This window comes from Halobacillus sp. H74 (assembly GCF_052246715.1).
GTDB lineage: Bacteria > Bacillota > Bacilli > Bacillales > Halobacillaceae > Halobacillus > Halobacillus litoralis_A.
Genome location: NZ_JBQQCI010000001.1, coordinates 245,547 through 264,078, shown reverse-complemented (window position 1 = coordinate 264,078; position 18,532 = coordinate 245,547). Strand labels below are relative to the sequence as shown.

Genomic DNA, 18,532 nt, shown 5'->3' with positions numbered 1-18,532 from the left:
AAATCAAATGTCATTTTTTTGAACATCTGCTAGGTGTTTAATCTTTCGTGAGTAAATGAAAAGAGTCGTCCATGATGCAACCATCAAAATAATTAAAGTACCGAAGGGAAGCTTGAAATTTACTGCTGTGTAGGGCTGTGAACTTATTTCCAGCAAAATACCGGCAAGCACAGAACCGGTAGCGCTCCCTATAAAGTGGGTTTGTTGTTTTAATCCTATCCCAGCACCGATTTGATTATTCGGCAAGATTTTTGAGATTTCATTTGTAGAACTGGAAGATAGGCTGGAAAAACCAAAACTTGTGAACATATAAGCGACCATGATCATATAAGGATTGACTCCGGCTAAGAAGAAAAAAACCAATGCAGAGATCATCAATAAAATCTGGGATAAGAGCAGCACTTTGATATTTCCATATGAATCGATCAACCGTCCGACGTAAATAGCGGCGACAGCAGATAGGATGGCACCTGGGAAAATAATGAAACCAATGGCTGCCGCTCCGCGTCCGTATACTTGTTCAAGCATAATCGGCATCAAAAAAAGTATCGCAAAGTGGAGAGTGAAACCGATATAACTCATGAACACTATTCTGCGGTAATGGCTATTCAACACTAGTTCGGGTTGAATGAAAGGTGCTTTTGTTCTGTTTATCCGCCACCATAATAAAGCAGCAGATAACAAGCCCCCGAGCAAGTAAAAATGTGTGAATGTTGAAATATATAAAAGAAACAAAGTAGCACTCGTACCGGATAATATTGCTCCAATGACATCGAAGCTTCCACGTTCTGCTTGTTCTAAAGGCATAAACTTATACAGAACAGGGAGGACGCCGAATACCATGAAGGTCACGATGAATAAAAAGTTCCAATTCAAATAATCTGTAATCAATCCACCCACGACAGGTCCTAGCCCGAATCCCAGAGATGTCGCAGAGGCAATAAGAGCATAAGCACTCCCACGTCTGGTCATAGGAATGTACCTCCCGGCGAAAACCATAGACAGGCCTGGGATCGACGCTGCCCCTGCAGCTTGGCATAAGCGGGAAATGAGCAGCCATAGGTAGCTGTCGGCAAAGAAACCGATAAATGACGATAAGCTGAAAATTGAAATCCCGATGGTTAACAAAGTTCGAATTGGGAGATAGTCTGATAATCTAGTAAAAGTGATTGTGAAAATTGCCAAAACAATCGAGTAACCTGACACTATCCAGGCTCCCTCAGAAGGTTGTAAGGAGAATTCACTTAATATATTTGGTAAAGCGATATTGAACATCGTCGTATTCATAACAACAATCAAAATTGATGCGCTCAAGATGAACACCGTTCGAAAGTGTTCATTTGAAGGACGAGACATAGATTTCATATAAGTCCCCCTCCTTATTCAAAGGAATTATTCGTTAGACACCCGAAATACTATACCACAACTTTCCATGATAGAAAAATGGCTGAAAAATTTGGCAATGTAAAAAGCCTCCCTTCATTGAGTCAATAAAGGGAGGCCTTTGTGGGTTTCTATTAAAGTGATTTTCCTGCATGAATAAAAACAGCCTATAACACAGTAGCTCCGAGTGAATTCTCAAAGTGAGAAATTGCCCAATCATGACCGGTAGGGTTGAAACTTGCAACTCCATCACGATGAATAGTGAGCTTATAGCCAAGGTTATAAGCATCCACCGCAGTATGAAGAACACAGATATCTGTGCAGACTCCGGCAATGTGGAGGTCGGTAATCCTTCTTTGTCTGAGCATCAAATCCAAGTCAGTACCTGCAAAAGCGCTGTATCGCGTTTTATCCATGTAAGATAAATTGGACTTCATTTGGTATTCTTCGTAAAGACTCTGCAGGGAACCAAAGAGCTTACGCCCCTCTGTCCCTCTAATGTTGTGGGGAGGGAACAAATCGGTTTCTGGATGGAATGGATCTCCTTCTTGGTGCGCGTCGACACCGAAAACGACAAAATCTTCGCTTTTTAAAAATTGCTCAGTGAGGCTGGTTACATACCCCTCAAGCGCTTGTGCAGGTAGACCGCATGTTAATGCACCGTTTTCAGAAACAAAATCATTTGTGTAATCAATAATAATCAAGGCACGTTTCATAAGATTCCTCCAGATGGTCTTTACACATATTTTAACAGAAAAGGGAGGAATTATTCATTAATAGCTGGGAACTTGTTTGGCGGCAGGTTCGTTTTTCTGCATAGTGATCAACATCAATCCTCCGCAAAGAAATAAGAGACCACTGGTGACAAAAAAGACCATAGAAAAGCCATATGCGCCAGCAATCATACCGCCCATCGCAGGGCCGATAATGTTGCCGAGAAAACGAATGCTGGTATTATATCCCAGAACTTCTCCTTGCATAGCAATAGGTGCTTCCTGTCTGATATAAGCAGTCCGTACGGGGATGATTCCTCCAATAGATACTCCAAGTAAAAAGCGTAAGAAGACCAGTTGCCATATATTCGTAACGAAGGCAGCAGGGAAATAAACCAGCCCTGCCATAAAAAGTAAGAAAACTAGAATTTTAATATAGCCTAATTTATCAGCAATTCTTCCCCAGCGTTTTGCCATCATCAAATTACCAAGACCCGCAGCTGAAAAAGCGATTCCGGAGAATAAGGCAAGGTTTTCCGCCCCATGTAACTCTCCTACAAACAAGGATAAAATCGGCTGGATACTGAAGTGAGCGATTTGTACAAATAAGGAAACTATCATCACCATCAGCAGGACTGGGTGTTTGATTATATGTGAGAGAACTTCTTTTGTTTGGTAACTCGCTTTTTCGTCAACATTATCATTTTCAATTCGTTGTTCTTGAATACCATAATAAACGATGATGGCAGATAAACAAATAGTGATGGAAACGAATTGAAAAGTGATCGCATATCCGATCGAATCGGCAATCCAACCTCCCAGCATCGGCCCTAGCAGACTTCCAGTGATGCTCCCTGTTTGTAAAGTCCCCAAAACCTGTCCAGCGATATTTTTCGGCGTTTGGGTAGAGATGAGTGCCTGGGACATGGGAATGAAACCGGTGAAAACTCCCATGAATAACCGGAGTATGAATAATTGCCATACAGTCGTTACGAACCCCATCAGAAGTACAGATAAGGCGAGTCCTGCAGCTGAAATGATGAGGATTTTTTTCCTGCCGTACTTATCCCCGATTTTCCCCCATACAGGAGAACAGATGAAGGCAGAAACGAACGTAATTCCGAAAACCCACCCTGACCATGTTTGGACGAACTCATCTGAGAAGTTGCCAAGCTCTTCTATATAGAGAGAAATAAAAGGTAAAACCATAGTTATGCTCCCTGCTATGAAGAAGTTAGCAAACCACATGATCCATAAATTTTTTCTGGATTGTATTTCATTGTCCAGGATAAAAATCCCTTCTTCCTATATATTTCGACACTCTAAATATATATCATAACCTCGTCTGCGCTCAAACCTTTTTGCTTATATTACCGATTTAGTTTTTATCGTTTGTCACTTATTGCGTTTTTAATTGAGAGGGAAGGGAATTCCAACTATATTAACAAAATGATAACGGTTGCAAAACTTGTATATACAGATTATAATCTAAATTAGTTCATGTATATACAAGTAGTTTGTTATGTAAGCGGTTAAGCAGGAAGTGTTTTTGGATTTGGAAATGAAAAGCCAGGTCATCTTAACGAATAGTGATGCCTTTGAAATGCAAGCGAGTCACTGGAGCATCTGTAATTGGTTAAGGTACAGTCCCGATGATGACTGTGAATAAAACTAAATCACCCAGGGAGGTATGGAAATGAATCACAGAAAGCAAGCCGAGCAAATATTAGAAGCTATCGGTGGAAAGGAAAACTTGTCTGCTGCGACACATTGTGTCACTCGACTTCGATTAGCATTGCACGATGAAGGAATTGTTGATCAGGAAAAGTTGAATAATATTGATGCCGTAAAAGGCGCATTTTCTACTAATGGTCAATTTCAAATCGTCGTAGGTCAAGGTACTGTCGATAAAGTTTATAAGGAACTCGTCGACCTGGCTGGAGTCGGCGAATCATCAAAAGAGGAAGTGAAAGAAGCTTCCAAACAAAAAATGAATCCACTACAACGTGCCATCAAAACATTAGCTGACATCTTTATACCGATTTTACCTGCGATTGTAACGGCTGGTCTCTTATTAGGGATTAATAATATCCTTACAGCGACCGGTATTTTCTGGGATGACCAATCCATCATTGATGTGTATCCGCAATGGTCAGGGATAGCTAATATGATTATCATCATCGCGAACACCGCCTTCGTATTCTTACCTGGTCTCATAGGGTGGTCGGCCGTTAAAAAATTCGGTGGCAGCCCGATACTGGGTATTGTTATTGGTTTAGTTCTTGTTCACCCTGACTTGTTGAATGCATGGTCTTATGGTGAAGCTGTTAAAGAAGGAACCGTGCCGACATGGGATTTATTCGGTATGACAGTTGAGAAGATCGGTTATCAAGGACAAGTGTTACCTGTTCTGGTTGCATCATACTTATTGACGAAAATCGAACTGTTTTTACGCAAGCGTATTCCGGATAGTATTCAACTCTTATTTGTAGGACCAATAGCTTTGCTGGTAACTGGTTTCTTGACCTTCATCATAATCGGTCCTGTCACATTCGCCATTGGTAACTGGATTACAGATGGTCTTGTCGCTACATTCGATATGTTCGCATGGCTAGGTGGTCTGATTTATGGTGGCCTTTATGGTGTGCTGGTTATTACAGGTATGCACCATACTTTCCTCGCTGTAGATATTCAACTGGTCGGTAGTACTGGTACGACCTTCTTATGGCCAATGCTTGCTTTGTCCAACATCGCCCAAGGTTCAGCGGCGTTTGCAATCTGGGCTGCTTCTAAAGATGACAAATTAAAAGGTTTGGGATTGTCCTCTGGTATTTCAGCGTGGTTAGGGATTACAGAGCCGGCCTTGTTCGGTGTAAACCTTCGTTTTAAATATCCGTTTATAATCGCAATCAGTTCGTCTGCCATTGCAGGGCTATACATTTCTGCTCAAGGTGTATTGGCTAATTCCATTGGTGTCGGGGGCGTACCCGGGATTTTCTCTATTGTCACGGATTACTGGTTAGATTTCATCATCGGCATGGCCATTGTCATCATCCTGCCATCTGTCGGAACCTACCTTTATGCAAAGCGCAAAAAAGACGTATAATTACTTGAAACGGTGGTGCTACTACAATGATTGAACAACCTTGGTGGAAAAAAGCTGTCGTTTATCAGATCTATCCGAAAAGCTTTAATGATACGACCGGAAGTGGAGTCGGTGATATCCAGGGTATCATCGAAAAGCTGGACTATTTGAATGAACTCGGGGTTGATGTTCTATGGCTGACCCCGATGTACAAGTCCCCACAGAACGACAATGGGTATGATATTAGTGATTACTATGACATTCATGATGAGTATGGCACCATGGAGGACTTTGAACGTTTATTAAAGGAAACTCATGAACGTGGAATGAAATTAATCATGGATATCGTGGTCAATCACACTTCGACAGATCATAAGTGGTTTCAGGAATCTCGGAAATCCAAGGATAACCCCTATCGTGACTATTACATTTGGCGGGACCCTGTCAATGGAGAGGAACCTACGAACTGGAAGTCAAAATTTGGGGGGAGCGCTTGGAAATACGATGATATTACGGGGCAATATTACTTGCACCTATTCGATGTCACCCAAGCAGATTTAAATTGGGAAAATAAAAAAGTCCGTGAAGATATTTATGAAATGATGCGCTTTTGGGCGATTAAAGGAGTTGACGGGTTCCGGCTGGATGTCATCAACCTCATTTCTAAAAATCAAAAGTTCCCGAATGACGATGGAAGTGTCGCACCAGGAGACGGACGTAAATTTTACACAGATGGGCCAAGAGTCCACGAGTATATGCAGGAAATGAACCTGGCTGTATTTAAACCTTATGATTTGATGACTGTAGGAGAAATGTCTTCCACGACCATCGATCACTGTGTGAAGTACACAGCTCCTGATCGAGATGAGTTGAGCATGACTTTCAACTTTCATCATTTGAAAGTCGATTACCCAAATGGGAATAAGTGGACTGTCGCTGACTTCGATTTCCATCAATTGAAAGGCATTCTTTCCCAATGGCAGCGGGAAATGAATAAAGGGAACGGATGGAATGCTTTATTCTGGTGTAATCATGATCAACCGAGAGTTCTTTCCCGGTTTGGCGATGACGTACACTACCCCGTAGAATCAGGGAAAATGCTCGCGACTACGATCCATATGATGCAAGGGACTCCTTATATTTACCAGGGGGAAGAAATCGGGATGACGAACCCCGACTTTGAAAGCATCCACCATTATCGCGATGTAGAATCTTTGAATATGTATGAAGAGTTTAAAGCAGAAGGGGTAAGTGAAGAAGAAATCCTGGAGATACTGAAGCAAAAATCACGGGATAATTCGCGTACCCCTGTCCAATGGAATAAGGGAGAGCACGCAGGCTTTACAAGCGGTACTCCCTGGATCGATGTTGCTGACAACTATAAAGACATCAATGCAGAAGTCGTAAAGAATAATGAGAACTCGGTTTTCAAGCATTACCAAAAGCTGATTGAACTGAGAAAATCACACGACATCATCACACATGGAGACTACCGATTGTTGACACCGGATCATGAGAGAGTCTTTGCATATTTACGTGAATGGAATGGTGAGCAATTGTTAGTCGTTAATAATTTTTATGGTGAGGATACCTCTTTCAAATTGCCAGCAGATACTATAATTGAAGGGAAAGCAGGAATCTTACTGAGTAATTACAGTGACTCCACAGGGGACTATAAAAATGTGAGTCTGCGTCCATACGAGTCTGTGGTTTATCATATTCAAAGTCACTGATATACTGAGTAAGGTGATGGACGATGAAAAATAAGTATGTCGAAATTTATAACAAACTCGTACAATCGATTCAGCAGGGCGATTTTTCTGCTGGTGAAACTCTACCTTCTGAACATGATTTAAGCGCGCAATATAGCACATCACGGGAAACAATCCGGAAAGCATTGAGCCTGCTTTCTCAGAATGGTTATATCCAAAAAGTGCGTGGGAAAGGTTCAGTAGTGTTAGATCAAAACAAATTTGAATTTCCTGTTTCAGGACTGACAAGTTTCAAAGAGTTGGCCATTAAAATGGGACAGAATTTTCAAACTCACGTGCATGAGCTGACGCTAGTCAAGGGAAAAGGAGAAGTTGCTAAGCAATTGAACTGCAACCAAACCTCTAGGTTGTGGAGAGTAGTGCGGTCGAGAGAAATCAGCGGTGAAAGGATTATTTTGGATAAAGATTATCTCCGAGAAGACCTGATCCCTGATTTGACGAAAGAAATTGCTGAGCAATCGTTGTATGACTATATTGAGAAAGTTCTTGGTTTAGAAATAAGCTTTGCTAAAAAGGAAATTGTCATTGAGCCGATTACCGAAGAAGATTTGGAGTTCTTAGACTTGAATGGTCACTCTCAAGTGGTCGTCATAAGAAGCTACGTCTATCTTTCTGATACGACAGTTTTCCAATTTACTGAATCCAGGCATAGGCCGGATAAATTTCAATTCGTTGATTTCGCCCGGCGTACAAAGGTCTGAAACAAAGGAGAACCGCATTCTGGGTTCTCCTTTGTTTTTTTTTAGTAAAACGTTAAAATAGAAGTAGAATAAAAAGTAATGGGGTGAAAAGAATGTTCGTAATTGGAGCTACTAAAAAGCTGCAAAATGAATTGAGAAAACCTATAGAGGATGTCGAAGAATATAATAATGTCCCTGAAATCCATCAATGGCATGCGAATATTATCACCCTCAACCGTAGAAAATGCTTGCTTTTGATTAATAATGAAACCGGCTTGAATCTTACGTTATTCGGTTTACGGAAGCAACAGTTTGAACATCTGGATAGTGTGATAAAAGGTTCTCTTCAGCAACTTTTTCAACTATTGGAAGTTGATCAGGAAATTGCTGATTACATGCTGGGGGCAGCAGATGAAATTGTTTATACAAAAACGAAAAGCCGTAAAACATTAGGGCGAATGAACGAAATCAAATTTATGATTGAGTCGAAAATTGAAGGCATGAATTATGAAGAAATTGATGCGGTGGAAATTAATGAATTCTGCAATAATAAACTCATTCTAACTTCGCTTAAAGAAAAAAATCCCTACGATACATTTGCAAAATATTTTGAAGAGAAGTAGTGCGTTTTGCCAGCGCACTGCTTTTTTATAATCCTTAAAAGTTCCTACATTGTATGACTAGAGATTCCTGGTCTACATATTGAATTTCAGTATTCTGAATTATAGATGCAATATTGAACAGCCCTATCAATATTTACTCACTACCACAATGGAAAAACATAAGGAAAAAGGAGTATGAAGTGATAACATGGAAGAGGATATAGGGCGATTTAAATGTTTTTAATATACGGATGCGGGTATAATACATATAGCAATGATATTGGAGGTATTTTGATGTTTTTTAAGTCTTTTTTTGATGATCATTTAGCACAGATGTCTTATATGGTCGCTTGTCAAAAGACCGGTGATGCAATAGTCATTGATCCGGGAAGAGATCTCAGCCCATATTTGGAAACAGCTGAAAAGGAAGGTCTCACAATAACGCAGGCGGCCGAAACGCATATTCATGCAGACTTCCTTTCAGGTGCACGTGAATTAGCAAACAAAAAGAATGTGAAACTTTACCTTTCGGATGAGGGAGGGGATGATTGGAAGTACCAGTACTTGGAAGAAGTAGACCATCAGCTTGTTAAAGATGGTGATGACATCCATGTTGGATTTGTATGTTTGGAGGTCATGCACACTCCTGGTCATACCCCTGAAAGTCTCTCATTTTTGCTGACAGATGAAGTTGGAGGTTCAGATGTTCCTATGGGTGTCTTCACTGGAGATTTCGTATTTGTCGGTGATGTTGGGCGCCCTGATCTATTAGAAAAATCTGCAGGTGCAGAAGGAACAGCAAAGGATGGGGCTAAGGAAATGTTCCAGTCCATAAAGAGGTTTAAAAGTCTCCCTGATTTTGCCCAAGTGTGGCCGGGTCACGGAGCAGGGAGTGCTTGTGGTAAGTCATTAGGGGCTGTACCATCCTCTACGGTCGGTTATGAAAAAGAAAATAATTGGGCCTTACGCCATAATAATGAAGCAGAGTTCATTGCAGAGTTGTTAGATGGTCAACCGGAACCACCAACATACTTTGCCATGATGAAGAAGTTGAATAAAGAAGGACCGTCAATAAATAAAGAAAGAAGGATAGAAAAAGTACCAGCAGATAAGCTTGAACATTATCGCACGAACGATTTTGTGATTTTGGATACTAGGGATGCGAGCGAATTTGCTAGTGGCCATTTACAAGGTACCATTAATATCCCTTACAACCGCTCATTTACCAATTGGGCAGGGTGGATCGTTGAATATAATCAACACATTTTAGTGGTAGCTGACGAAAAAGAGCTTGCAGCCATAAAAGGCTCCTTAGAATCGATTGGCTTAGATGATTTAGTTGGTTATGTCGAAGTTTCTGAGTTAAAGAGTTTTGGAGGCTTGGAAACATATAAAAGTATAACTGCTGAAGAGTTAGAGGAAAGTTATAGGAGTAATCGTGAATATGTCATCATTGATGTCAGGAATCCTACTGAATGGGAAGAAGGCCATATTGAGGGCGCCCAGCATATAATGCTTGGAAAGCTGAAGGACAGCTTAGAGAAAATACCTTCTGATCGTACTCCTATAGTCCATTGTCAATCAGGTATGAGATCTGCAATCGGGGCAAGCTTACTTCAAGCTTACGGCTTTAAGAACGTATTGAACTTACAAGGTGGGTATGGTGCTTGGAGTAAAGAAAATAAATAGTAACGGATTGGTCAGCAAACACGGCTTTGTAATCGAAGCCGTGTTTTTTGTTTGGATAATGTAAAATAATATCCTAACTTGTACATATAATTGCAAGAGTCATATGTACTGAATCATCTGCACAAAAAAAGACCTCTACCATTAGAGGTAGAGGCGAAAGTTTGTATAGGTATAGGATTAGGGGAGGTGCTAATTATATGAAAACTAAATTAACACGTAAATTAAACTTGATCTACAGTTAGTGGTCTAGGGTGTGTTTCATCCATCGCACTGTCTGTAAAAGTGACACCTGCAGATAATGAAGCAACTATTCCTAGTGTAGCAATGATAGCGATTAACTTTTTCATAGGACAATCCCTCCTAAATTAGAATGTTTATTTAACAAATCAATTGCTAACCTAAGGTATTTGGTAGATCTCTTATAGCTTCTTTCTGCTTCTAAGAGATCAGCTACGATGAAAGAGTATCGGATTACGAATCTGTCCTGCTTTCTTTCTTGAAAGCGAGGAATCGCAACATCTTCCAAGTATTGGCTTGTTTTATTATCATTATTGATTAACATTGTATAAACATTTAGGTGAATTTCGTCTGTAGAGGTATCATGAAGTGATGATTCTAAGTATGAGTATCCTTCACTTATCCACTTCTTGCAATCATCATATTCACCTGTTTTATATGTCTCAAATATTAAACAATAAATGGTCTCGAAAATCTCGTGGTCTGATGCAGTTTTTTTCCTATAAGGTAAGCTCTTCTTGTAATTCATAAGAGCAGTATCATAGTGGCCGCGACGAGATTCAATCACACCAATATTATGATAGATTACACCTAAATGATAATAGTTGTTAGTTTGTGTTGCGATTTTACTAACTAAATGATAATTCTCAAGTGCTTTTCCATAATTCTTAAGTCGTCCATAGTTGATGCCTAAGAGTATGTGACAATTGGCGCTTTTTAACAAGTTATACTGCTTTTGAAAAATGGTTAGTGCTCGATCTGCATTAAAAATAGAAGCAGAAATGTTATTCGCTTGACTTGCGCTAAGTGCCAAAAGGTAAAATAAATCACTTTGCTCCCAGTCTTCTAGATTTACGGAAACGCTATAGTTTTTTGCTTCCATCAACTCTAGATAGGACTCTTCATAATCACCTAAGTAATAGCTGACTAAACCAGAACTTAAATGAAAGTAGTACTCCATCTCTTCATCAAATGTATCTTCATGTCTTCTAATATTTTTCCATGCTTCGTAAGCCTTCTCCACCTCGTTTTCTAACAGCAGATGGCGAATGCGGAACAATTCATAAAAAATATACAAATGATGGTTGTTGAGCGTATCTTTCTGTTGAATGAGATCATCCTTCAATTTCCTTGCTTCTTCTTTACGTTTGAAAACAATCGTTTCATACCATTCCTTCAATTTTTCTTTTGAAGGGTGGTTGTAAGAAGAATCATGAAAATCGAGGCCAAGACGTTCGTAAAGTAACTCAAGCACCTCGAACGCTGGAACGGTTTGATCATTCTCAATCTTCGATAAGTACGCTGGCGAGATTATTCCATCGGCTAACTGATTTTGAGTTAACCCTTGCTTTACTCGATGGAATCGAAGTACTTTACCATATTCCATTTTCCACACACCTAGTTGATCAACTGTGATTTGTCAGAGTGTTCTCTCTTTCAAATCTAACTTTAGAATACATGTTCGATTAGTAAATTTCAACTATATTCACTAGTTTCCCAAGTCGGGGTGAATTTCTGCCTTAAAGGGGATTTTTACATAATGACTTTCACAGATTTCCATTTAAATGGGAGGATATAAGCATATTTACGCTTATTTTTTATTGGTTAGGTTGGAAACGTTCTGGAAGATATGAGTAATACTTCGACATTACGGGTATAAAAGGTATAGGCATAAAATATCGCCATCATGATGGACACCAATCATATACTTATTGTAAAGGAGGAATCAGTGTGAGTTATAATGTCACACAAAAATTAATTAAAGATCATCTTATAGAAGGTGAGATGACTCCTGGTTCGGAAATCGGTTTGAAAATTGATCAAACACTTACGCAAGATGCAACAGGTACAATGGTAATGTTGGAATTAGAAGCGATGGGGATCGATCGTGCTAAAACAGAAGCTTCCGCTCAATATGTCGATCATAACTTAATCCAGGAGGATAGCAAGAATCCTGATGATCACCTTTTCTTGGAGAGTGCTGCTAAAAGATTCGGTTTACATTTCAGTCGCCCGGGAAATGGAGTCAGTCACCCTGTACACATGCAACGGCTTGCCAAGCCCGGTAAAACATTACTAGGGTCGGACAGCCATACATGTGCGAACGGTTGTATGGGAATGCTTGCCATGGGTGCGGGTGGCATTGATGTGGCTATGGCCATTGCAGGGGAGCCCTTCTACGTAAAAATGCCAAAAGTTTGGGGCGTGAAAGTGACAGGTGAACTTCCTGATTGGGTCAGTGCTAAAGATGCCATTTTAGAGATGCTGAAAAGACATGGAGTTAAAGGCGGCGTCAACCATGTATTTGAATATTACGGTCCCGGGTTGAAGAACCTTACCGCTATGGATCGTCATGTCATTGCCAATATGGGGGCAGAGCTTGGGGCAACAGGTACCGTTTTTCCTTCAGATGAAGAAACGAAAAGGTTTATGAAGCTTCAAGGGCGTGAAGATGAATGGATTGAATTGAAAGCAGACGACGGTGCAACTTACGATGTCCATGATGAATTGAACCTTTCTGAAATTGGTCCAATGGTAGCTAAGCCTTCAAGCCCAGGAAATGTAGTGCCTGTGGAAGAACTCGAAGGAGAACCGATTTATCAATCATATGTAGGTTCTTCAGCGAACCCTGGGTATCGCGATTTTGCGATAGTGTCAAAAATCGTTGAAGGTCGACACATTGCTGATGGGGTTTCTTTTGATTTGAACCCGACTTCAAGGCAGATGTTGATCGATCTTTCTCAAGAAGGGCATATAGCGAACTTCCTCCAAGCTGGCGCACGACTTCACCAGGCAGGGTGTAATGGTTGTATCGGTATGGGGCAAGCCCCTGCCACTGGTAGAAACAGCTTGAGGACCACTCCTAGGAACTTCCCTGGCCGTTCAGGAACTAAAGAGGATAGTGTGTTCCTATGCAGTCCTGAAACAGCTGCCGTTTCTGCTTTGACAGGGAAAATAACAGACCCAAGAAAATCAGATTTTGATTTTCCGTCTGTGCAAGAGTTGGACCAACCGACTGTAGATACAAGGCTATTGGATAAGCCGTTGCCTTTTAATGAAGCCAAAGAGGTAGAGCTTGTAAAAGGACCGAACGTAGCTTCTATTCCAGAAATGGATGAATTGCCGAATGATATGGAACTGCCTATATTGCTGAAAATGGGTGACGATATCTCAACTGATGAAATATTAGCGGGAGGTGCGCGTGTTCTTCCATACCGCAGTAACCTTCCTGAAATCAGTAAATTCACCTTTGAAATCGTTGATGAAACCTATCATGATCGAGCGATGAAAATCAAAAGTGAAGGTGGTCATGCGGTAGTAGCAGGAGCGAACTATGGTCAGGGATCGAGCCGTGAGCACGCAGCACTGGCACCAAAATATCTGGGTTTGAAAGTGGCAATTGTAGAAGATTTTGCCCGTATCCACTGGCAGAACCTTGCAAACTTTGGAGTCCTGCCTCTAACCTTCGTTGATCCATCAGATTTGAAGGATTTAGAACAAGGGGATGTGCTCGTTTTCAAAGGCTTGCGTGATAAAATCAAACAATCACCTCAGGTGGAAGTAGAAGTCAAAGGTAAGGATAAGACACTAAAACTTGAACATGCTCTTTCAGATCGTCAAATAGAAATCATGCAAATGGGTGGCCTTATCAACTGGGTGAAAAATCGATTAGAAGAATAAAAAAAGATACGCCCCTTTTGAGGGCGTATCTTTTTTAATCACTATTAATCGTAGAAAGGGGATCCAAGTTTTTTTCGATTTCTTCTCTTTTATGTTCCAAGAATGGAGGAAGTGCAAGACTTTCGCCAAGGTGGTCAAGATCTTCGTCAGTCGCGAAACCTGGACCATCCGTAGCAAGTTCGAAAAGTATATGGTTAGCCTCTCGGAAATAAAGGGACTTAAAGTAATAACGATCGACAACTCCTGAGTTTGGAAAACCAGACGCTTGTATGATGTCCTGCCATTTCTTTAACTCCTGCTCATTATCCACACGGAACGCCACATGATGAACACTGCCACGCCCAGGCTTTTCTGGTTGTAATCCCGGTTGTTCCTCAAGGTGTACTTCAGCTCCTGAACCCCCTTCACCGGTTTCATAAACCACCCATTGGTCATATGTTCCTTTTTTCCGGAATCCCAGAATGTTTGTAAGAACATTTTCTGTCTTCTCTGCTTCAGATACAGTAAGGTGGACAGGACCGAGGCCAGTAATTCCACTTTCAGTTGGTACGGTGGATTTATCCCATGGTTTCCCGGCTGCAACTCCTCTATTCTGTTCATCAGAAACAATCATCAGACGTTGGCCTTCAGGGTCGCGAAAAGATAATGTTTTTCTCCCTAATCGCTCTTTGAGGGGATCCTGATCGACACCGTATTCTTCAAGGCGAGCTTGCCAATATACAAGTGCTTCATCATTATTTACTCGCAAAGAGGTGGTTGAAATGCTCCTTGAACCTGGATAGGTGTGGCCAGCCCGATTTATTTCAAAAAATGTCAAATCCGTCCCGGGACGACCTTTTTCGTCAGCATAAAACAAATGATACATAGAAGGGGCGTCTTGGTTCACAGTTTTTTTCACTAAACGCATTCCTAAAACATTTGTATAAAAATCATAATTATTTTTTGCGTTAGCTGTTATAGCAGATACGTGGTGAATACCTTTTAATTCCATTTACATACCTCCTAGTCAAATTATCTTGAATTCAAGATAATTATACAATGGGATAGAGGAGATGTCAAAACTTCCTTCTGCTTCAGGTTAGGTTCTTGGGGGATTGCCTTATTCAAAATATGTATGCATTTTTTTATCGAGGAGCCGCATGGTAATTTAATTAATTTTGCTAATTTATGAAGAAAGGTCTGATATAATAATGCAGTCTGATTATTTAAGAAATGGAATTGTTGAATTTAGAGAGGGGGAGAAATATGACATGGGATATATTGAATATTTTAGCTGTGAGTGCGTTTGCGTTCAGTGGGGCTATCGTAGCTCTGAACGAACGGTATGATATATTCGGAACTTTCATACTTGGGATTGCTACCCCATTCGCGGGAGGGATAATCCGGAATATAGCGCTTGATATTCCGGTTGTACATGTGTGGGAACAAGGGTATTTGCTTTACGTAGCCTTAGGAACAATTGCCATTGTCTATTTCTTCCCGAAAAGCTGGGTGATGACATGGGACCGGTGGAATATCTATCCTGATGCAGTCGGCTTATCTGCTTTTGCATTGCAAGGTGCCTCTTTCGCTATCTCAAATGATTTTCCTTTGGGTGGGATTATTTTTGCAGCCATTTTGACAGGAGTCGGTGGAGGGGTGACAAGGGATGTGTTAGCACAGCGCAGGCCGATGGTCCTTCATCAGGAAATTTATGCCGTTTGGGCAATGATGGCAGGTTTGTTAATAGGTCTTGGATTCATCGATGTCGGGAGTGCCTGGCAAACGTACATGTTATTTATTGCAGTCATCCTTTGTCGAGTTTTTTCTTATCACTTAGGCTGGCATTTAAGATTCAGAGACTTATATCGATTATAAAAGGAGCTCGATTAGTAATCGGGCTCCTTTTGTTGAAAAATAAAGTTATCTCACAAAACGTGCAGGATACTGGAAGCCCCGGTAATGAGATAATGGGGGTTCGTTACTGTATAAGAATAAGGGGTGGTTGGGAAACAACTCGCTTTCCTTTAGTAGCGGAAGAGATCTCCGGATAGATAACGTTCGCCCGTATCAGGAGCGATACATACGATTACATCTCCTGGTTGTTTTGTTTTTGCTACTTGAATAGCAGCCCAGCATGCAGCCCCGGCTGAGGTGCCAAGCAGCAAACCTTCTTCTCGGGCAAGGCGACGGGTGATATCATAAGCATTTTCATCCGTCACTTGAAAAATTTCATCATAGACCTCTTGGTTAAGGATGCTTGGGATGAAGCCCGGGCTTGTACCGACCAACTTATGTTTTCCTGGTTTCCCACCTGATAGTACAGCAGAACCGGCAGGCTCAGCTACATGGATCGTCATATCATTGAAACGCTTTTTCAACTCCTCGCCTGTCCCGGTGATCGTCCCGCCTGTACCAGCTGTAGATACGAAGGCTGTTAAAGGTTTGCCTAATTCATCCATAGCTTCACTGATTTCAGCTGCTGTAGTAAATCGGTGGGAGTCAGGATTAGCCATATTTTCAAATTGCATCGGCATAAAACTTCCTTCCATTTGGTCGACGAGCTCCTTGGCCTTGGCGATCGCTCCTGGCATTTTCTCGTCACCTGGGGTAAGGATGATTTCCGCTCCATATGCCTTCAATAGATTAATTCGTTCTTGAGTCATTGTATCGGGCATGACAAGAATAGCACGATATCCCTTTGCAGCAGCGTTCATGGCAATACCGATACCGGTGTTGCCGCTGGTTGGCTCAATAATAGTTGAACCTTCTTTTAAATGTCCGTCTTTCTCTGCTTGTTCCATCATATTGAAAGCAGCCCGGTCTTTAACGCTGCCACTCGGATTGTACTTCTCTAACTTCATATATATGTCAGCTCCACCCTTTGGAGCTACCCGATTTAATTTGACTAGCGGGGTATCACCGATTAAATCAGAAATGTTATCGACGACGCGCATTAGTGTCACTTCCTTCTCTTGGGACTGATAATTGTGATTTTATCATAAAAAGTGAAGAGCAATCATCCATAAAGCCTATAGGAATGGTGGGATTGTCTTCGGATTAAAAGTTGTCTTCTACCATTCTTTGCGCGAATTGGAAGGAGTCGCTTGGTACAGATATTTTAAATGCTAACTGGTTGGCATTCAAGTTGAAGCGATCGACTTTAACATTGAAATTGCTCGCAGTATCCATTTGGGTAACAGCTACATAAATGTTTTCATCGTTGGGGTTGACCATGACCCATTCGGGTAAGTTGTAATTATCTTTGACGAATTCTAATACTTTCTTGTTAGGAAGCGGGAGTTGACCCAAAGAAATACGCTCTTGTTCTAGTATAAGGTCCCCATTTTTCTGCACCTTCGGATTTAACTCGAGTTTCACGGGTATAACCTGTTCAAACGCCCGGATGTTACCAACTAAGGTTACATTCCGATCTAATGAAATAGAATAATCGAAGACAGTTTGGGTGGAGAGCTCTCCTAAATATTCATTAGCAAGCTGTTCCATGTTTTCTTTCGTTGATACAATAGTGAATTCAGCTTCCGAGCTTTTCTTTTCCTGATCGACATTTACAATCGTGTAAGAACTAGGAAGAAAAACTAAAGCGACCAACCATAAAATGACGCCCATATTGACGAGCGCCAATAACCAAAACAAAGTTCTCCATTTATTATTAAATAAAAATCTTTTCATATTTCATTCCACCTGTGTTATTGTTCGATGTCTTCTCTTATATATTCTAACACGCGTTCAGCCATTAGTTTATATCCGCGTTCATTTGGATGGAAGTTATCTTCTTCCCAAAGTAATTCTTCTTCAGACCCTTCAAAAAGGTCACGGATGGGAATGAAGGTTGCATTGTCGTAATTATCAATCACTCGTTTGCTGATGGCGTTCCAGTCACCCATAATTTGCCCCAGTTCTGGTATATTATTGAAGTATTTATCGAAAGGATTATAAAGACCCAGTAAATAAATAGGAGCGTCCTGATTGAGCGCTCTCACTTTTTGAATGATTAGATGAAGTCGTTCTTCATAGCCTTTTTGCTCGCGCACAAAGTCTTGGTAATTCAAACTTGTGAAATTATTTTTAACGACTTTCATTACATCATTGGCACCAATGGTGAGGAGAACTAAGTCCGCACTTCTAAGTGAGTTGCTGATTTCTTCATTTTCCAATCTTTCAAGAAGTTGATCTGTGCGGTTCCCGCGCTTACCATAATTAGCAATGTTTATGGTTTCCGCTTCTTTATTGCTATTGAATGTTTCTTCTAAAATTCCTACATAGCCGCCATTCTCTGTGGAATCTCCGACACCTTGGGTTAGAGAATCACCTACAGCGACAATTTGGATATCATCTTTAACAAGAAAGTGGCGGGCACTTTCAATAACGCTAGTAAATACATCGCGCAGGCCGTCACTTAATGTATCTGCTGACTCTTCTGTGTCCATTTCTTCTTGAGGGTCTTCCGCTGGCTCATTCTGCTCCTGATCAGTTTGATTCGTTTCAGCTGCTTCTTCAGTAGCTGGGGGTTGGTTTTGATTCTTGTCCTCTTGCTCCGGTGTATATATAAAAGCTGCTATGATAAAGAAAGCGATGATCAAGGAGAGTGAAACGGACGCCACCCATCTCCATTTTCTCAAAGAAATTCCTCCTGATTGTGTCTCTACTATAGTATATGGGGGTTATAGTTAAGCGGGAAAAGAAAAGT

16 protein-coding genes are annotated in these 18,532 nt (G+C 41.0%); 7 read left to right on the top strand and 9 right to left on the bottom strand.

The window, feature by feature from the left end:
• Nucleotides 1–3: 3 nt before the first annotated feature.
• The 3 genes from ACTWPX_RS01285 to ACTWPX_RS01275 all read right to left on the bottom strand — a co-directional run bounded on the left by ACTWPX_RS01285 (nt 4) and on the right by ACTWPX_RS01275 (nt 3,344).
• Entirely contained in the window at nt 4–1,365 is a 1,362-nt protein-coding gene (locus ACTWPX_RS01285; RefSeq protein ID WP_443118170.1) for an MFS transporter, read from the bottom strand.
• Between the two features lie 185 nt (nt 1,366–1,550).
• On the bottom strand, nt 1,551–2,099 hold the full coding sequence (locus ACTWPX_RS01280; RefSeq protein ID WP_443118169.1) for a cysteine hydrolase family protein: 549 nt from the start codon (nt 2,097–2,099) through the stop codon (nt 1,551–1,553).
• Between the two features lie 57 nt (nt 2,100–2,156).
• Nucleotides 2,157–3,344 (bottom strand): MFS transporter, encoded by a 1,188-nt coding sequence (locus tag ACTWPX_RS01275; protein ID WP_443118168.1) that lies wholly within the window; start codon nt 3,342–3,344, stop codon nt 2,157–2,159.
• A 448-nt stretch (nt 3,345–3,792) separates the two neighbouring features.
• Here ACTWPX_RS01275 and treP point away from each other — a divergent pair, with 448 nt between their 5' ends.
• The 5 genes from treP (at nt 3,793) to ACTWPX_RS01250 (ending at nt 9,924) form a co-directional block, all read left to right on the top strand.
• Nucleotides 3,793–5,202 carry a PTS system trehalose-specific EIIBC component gene (treP, locus tag ACTWPX_RS01270; RefSeq protein WP_443118167.1) on the top strand — a complete coding sequence of 470 codons (1,410 nt, stop codon included), beginning with the start codon at nt 3,793–3,795 and terminating at the stop codon, nt 5,200–5,202.
• 26 nt (nt 5,203–5,228) lie between these two features.
• Complete coding sequence (gene treC / locus ACTWPX_RS01265; protein WP_443118166.1) at nt 5,229–6,914, top strand: alpha,alpha-phosphotrehalase; 1,686 nt, start codon at nt 5,229–5,231, stop codon at nt 6,912–6,914.
• A 23-nt stretch (nt 6,915–6,937) separates the two neighbouring features.
• Nucleotides 6,938–7,654, top strand: coding sequence for a trehalose operon repressor (treR, locus tag ACTWPX_RS01260; protein ID WP_443118165.1), 717 nt, complete (start codon nt 6,938–6,940; stop codon nt 7,652–7,654).
• Between the two features lie 92 nt (nt 7,655–7,746).
• Nucleotides 7,747–8,256 carry a DUF6933 domain-containing protein gene (locus tag ACTWPX_RS01255; RefSeq protein ID WP_443118164.1) on the top strand — a complete coding sequence of 170 codons (510 nt, stop codon included), beginning with the start codon at nt 7,747–7,749 and terminating at the stop codon, nt 8,254–8,256.
• Between the two features lie 273 nt (nt 8,257–8,529).
• Nucleotides 8,530–9,924 carry an MBL fold metallo-hydrolase gene (locus ACTWPX_RS01250; RefSeq protein WP_443118163.1) on the top strand — a complete coding sequence of 465 codons (1,395 nt, stop codon included), beginning with the start codon at nt 8,530–8,532 and terminating at the stop codon, nt 9,922–9,924.
• A gap of 221 nt (nt 9,925–10,145) precedes the next feature.
• Here the strand turns inward: ACTWPX_RS01250 and ACTWPX_RS01245 are convergent, their stop codons facing one another.
• Both ACTWPX_RS01245 and ACTWPX_RS01240 read right to left on the bottom strand, forming a co-directional pair.
• The gene (locus tag ACTWPX_RS01245; protein ID WP_443118162.1) at nt 10,146–10,271 is read right to left on the bottom strand and encodes a hypothetical protein; all 126 of its coding nucleotides are present in this window, start codon (nt 10,269–10,271) and stop codon (nt 10,146–10,148) included.
• A complete protein-coding gene (locus ACTWPX_RS01240) occupies nt 10,268–11,548 on the bottom strand; it encodes a tetratricopeptide repeat protein (protein ID WP_443118161.1) in 1,281 nt (426 codons plus the stop codon). Before ACTWPX_RS01240 ends, ACTWPX_RS01245 begins: the two co-directional genes overlap by 4 nt.
• Before the next feature lie 344 nt (nt 11,549–11,892).
• Here ACTWPX_RS01240 and ACTWPX_RS01235 point away from each other — a divergent pair, with 344 nt between their 5' ends.
• Complete coding sequence (locus tag ACTWPX_RS01235) at nt 11,893–13,842, top strand: aconitate hydratase (RefSeq protein ID WP_281974455.1); 1,950 nt, start codon at nt 11,893–11,895, stop codon at nt 13,840–13,842.
• Between the two features lie 34 nt (nt 13,843–13,876).
• Here the strand turns inward: ACTWPX_RS01235 and ACTWPX_RS01230 are convergent, their stop codons facing one another.
• Nucleotides 13,877–14,833, bottom strand: coding sequence for a ring-cleaving dioxygenase (locus ACTWPX_RS01230; RefSeq protein ID WP_443118160.1), 957 nt, complete (start codon nt 14,831–14,833; stop codon nt 13,877–13,879).
• Between the two features lie 254 nt (nt 14,834–15,087).
• On the opposite strand from ACTWPX_RS01230, the gene ACTWPX_RS01225 reads away from it, so the two are divergent.
• Nucleotides 15,088–15,699 carry a trimeric intracellular cation channel family protein gene (locus tag ACTWPX_RS01225; RefSeq protein ID WP_443118159.1) on the top strand — a complete coding sequence of 204 codons (612 nt, stop codon included), beginning with the start codon at nt 15,088–15,090 and terminating at the stop codon, nt 15,697–15,699.
• 149 nt (nt 15,700–15,848) lie between these two features.
• Here the strand turns inward: ACTWPX_RS01225 and cysK are convergent, their stop codons facing one another.
• The 3 genes from cysK to ACTWPX_RS01210 all read right to left on the bottom strand — a co-directional run bounded on the left by cysK (nt 15,849) and on the right by ACTWPX_RS01210 (nt 18,464).
• On the bottom strand, nt 15,849–16,778 hold the full coding sequence (gene cysK / locus ACTWPX_RS01220; RefSeq protein ID WP_443118158.1) for a cysteine synthase A: 930 nt from the start codon (nt 16,776–16,778) through the stop codon (nt 15,849–15,851).
• A gap of 103 nt (nt 16,779–16,881) precedes the next feature.
• A complete protein-coding gene (locus ACTWPX_RS01215) occupies nt 16,882–17,514 on the bottom strand; it encodes a YpmS family protein (RefSeq protein WP_443118157.1) in 633 nt (210 codons plus the stop codon).
• A 17-nt stretch (nt 17,515–17,531) separates the two neighbouring features.
• Entirely contained in the window at nt 17,532–18,464 is a 933-nt protein-coding gene (locus ACTWPX_RS01210; protein WP_443118156.1) for an SGNH/GDSL hydrolase family protein, read from the bottom strand.
• Nucleotides 18,465–18,532: the final 68 nt, after the last annotated feature.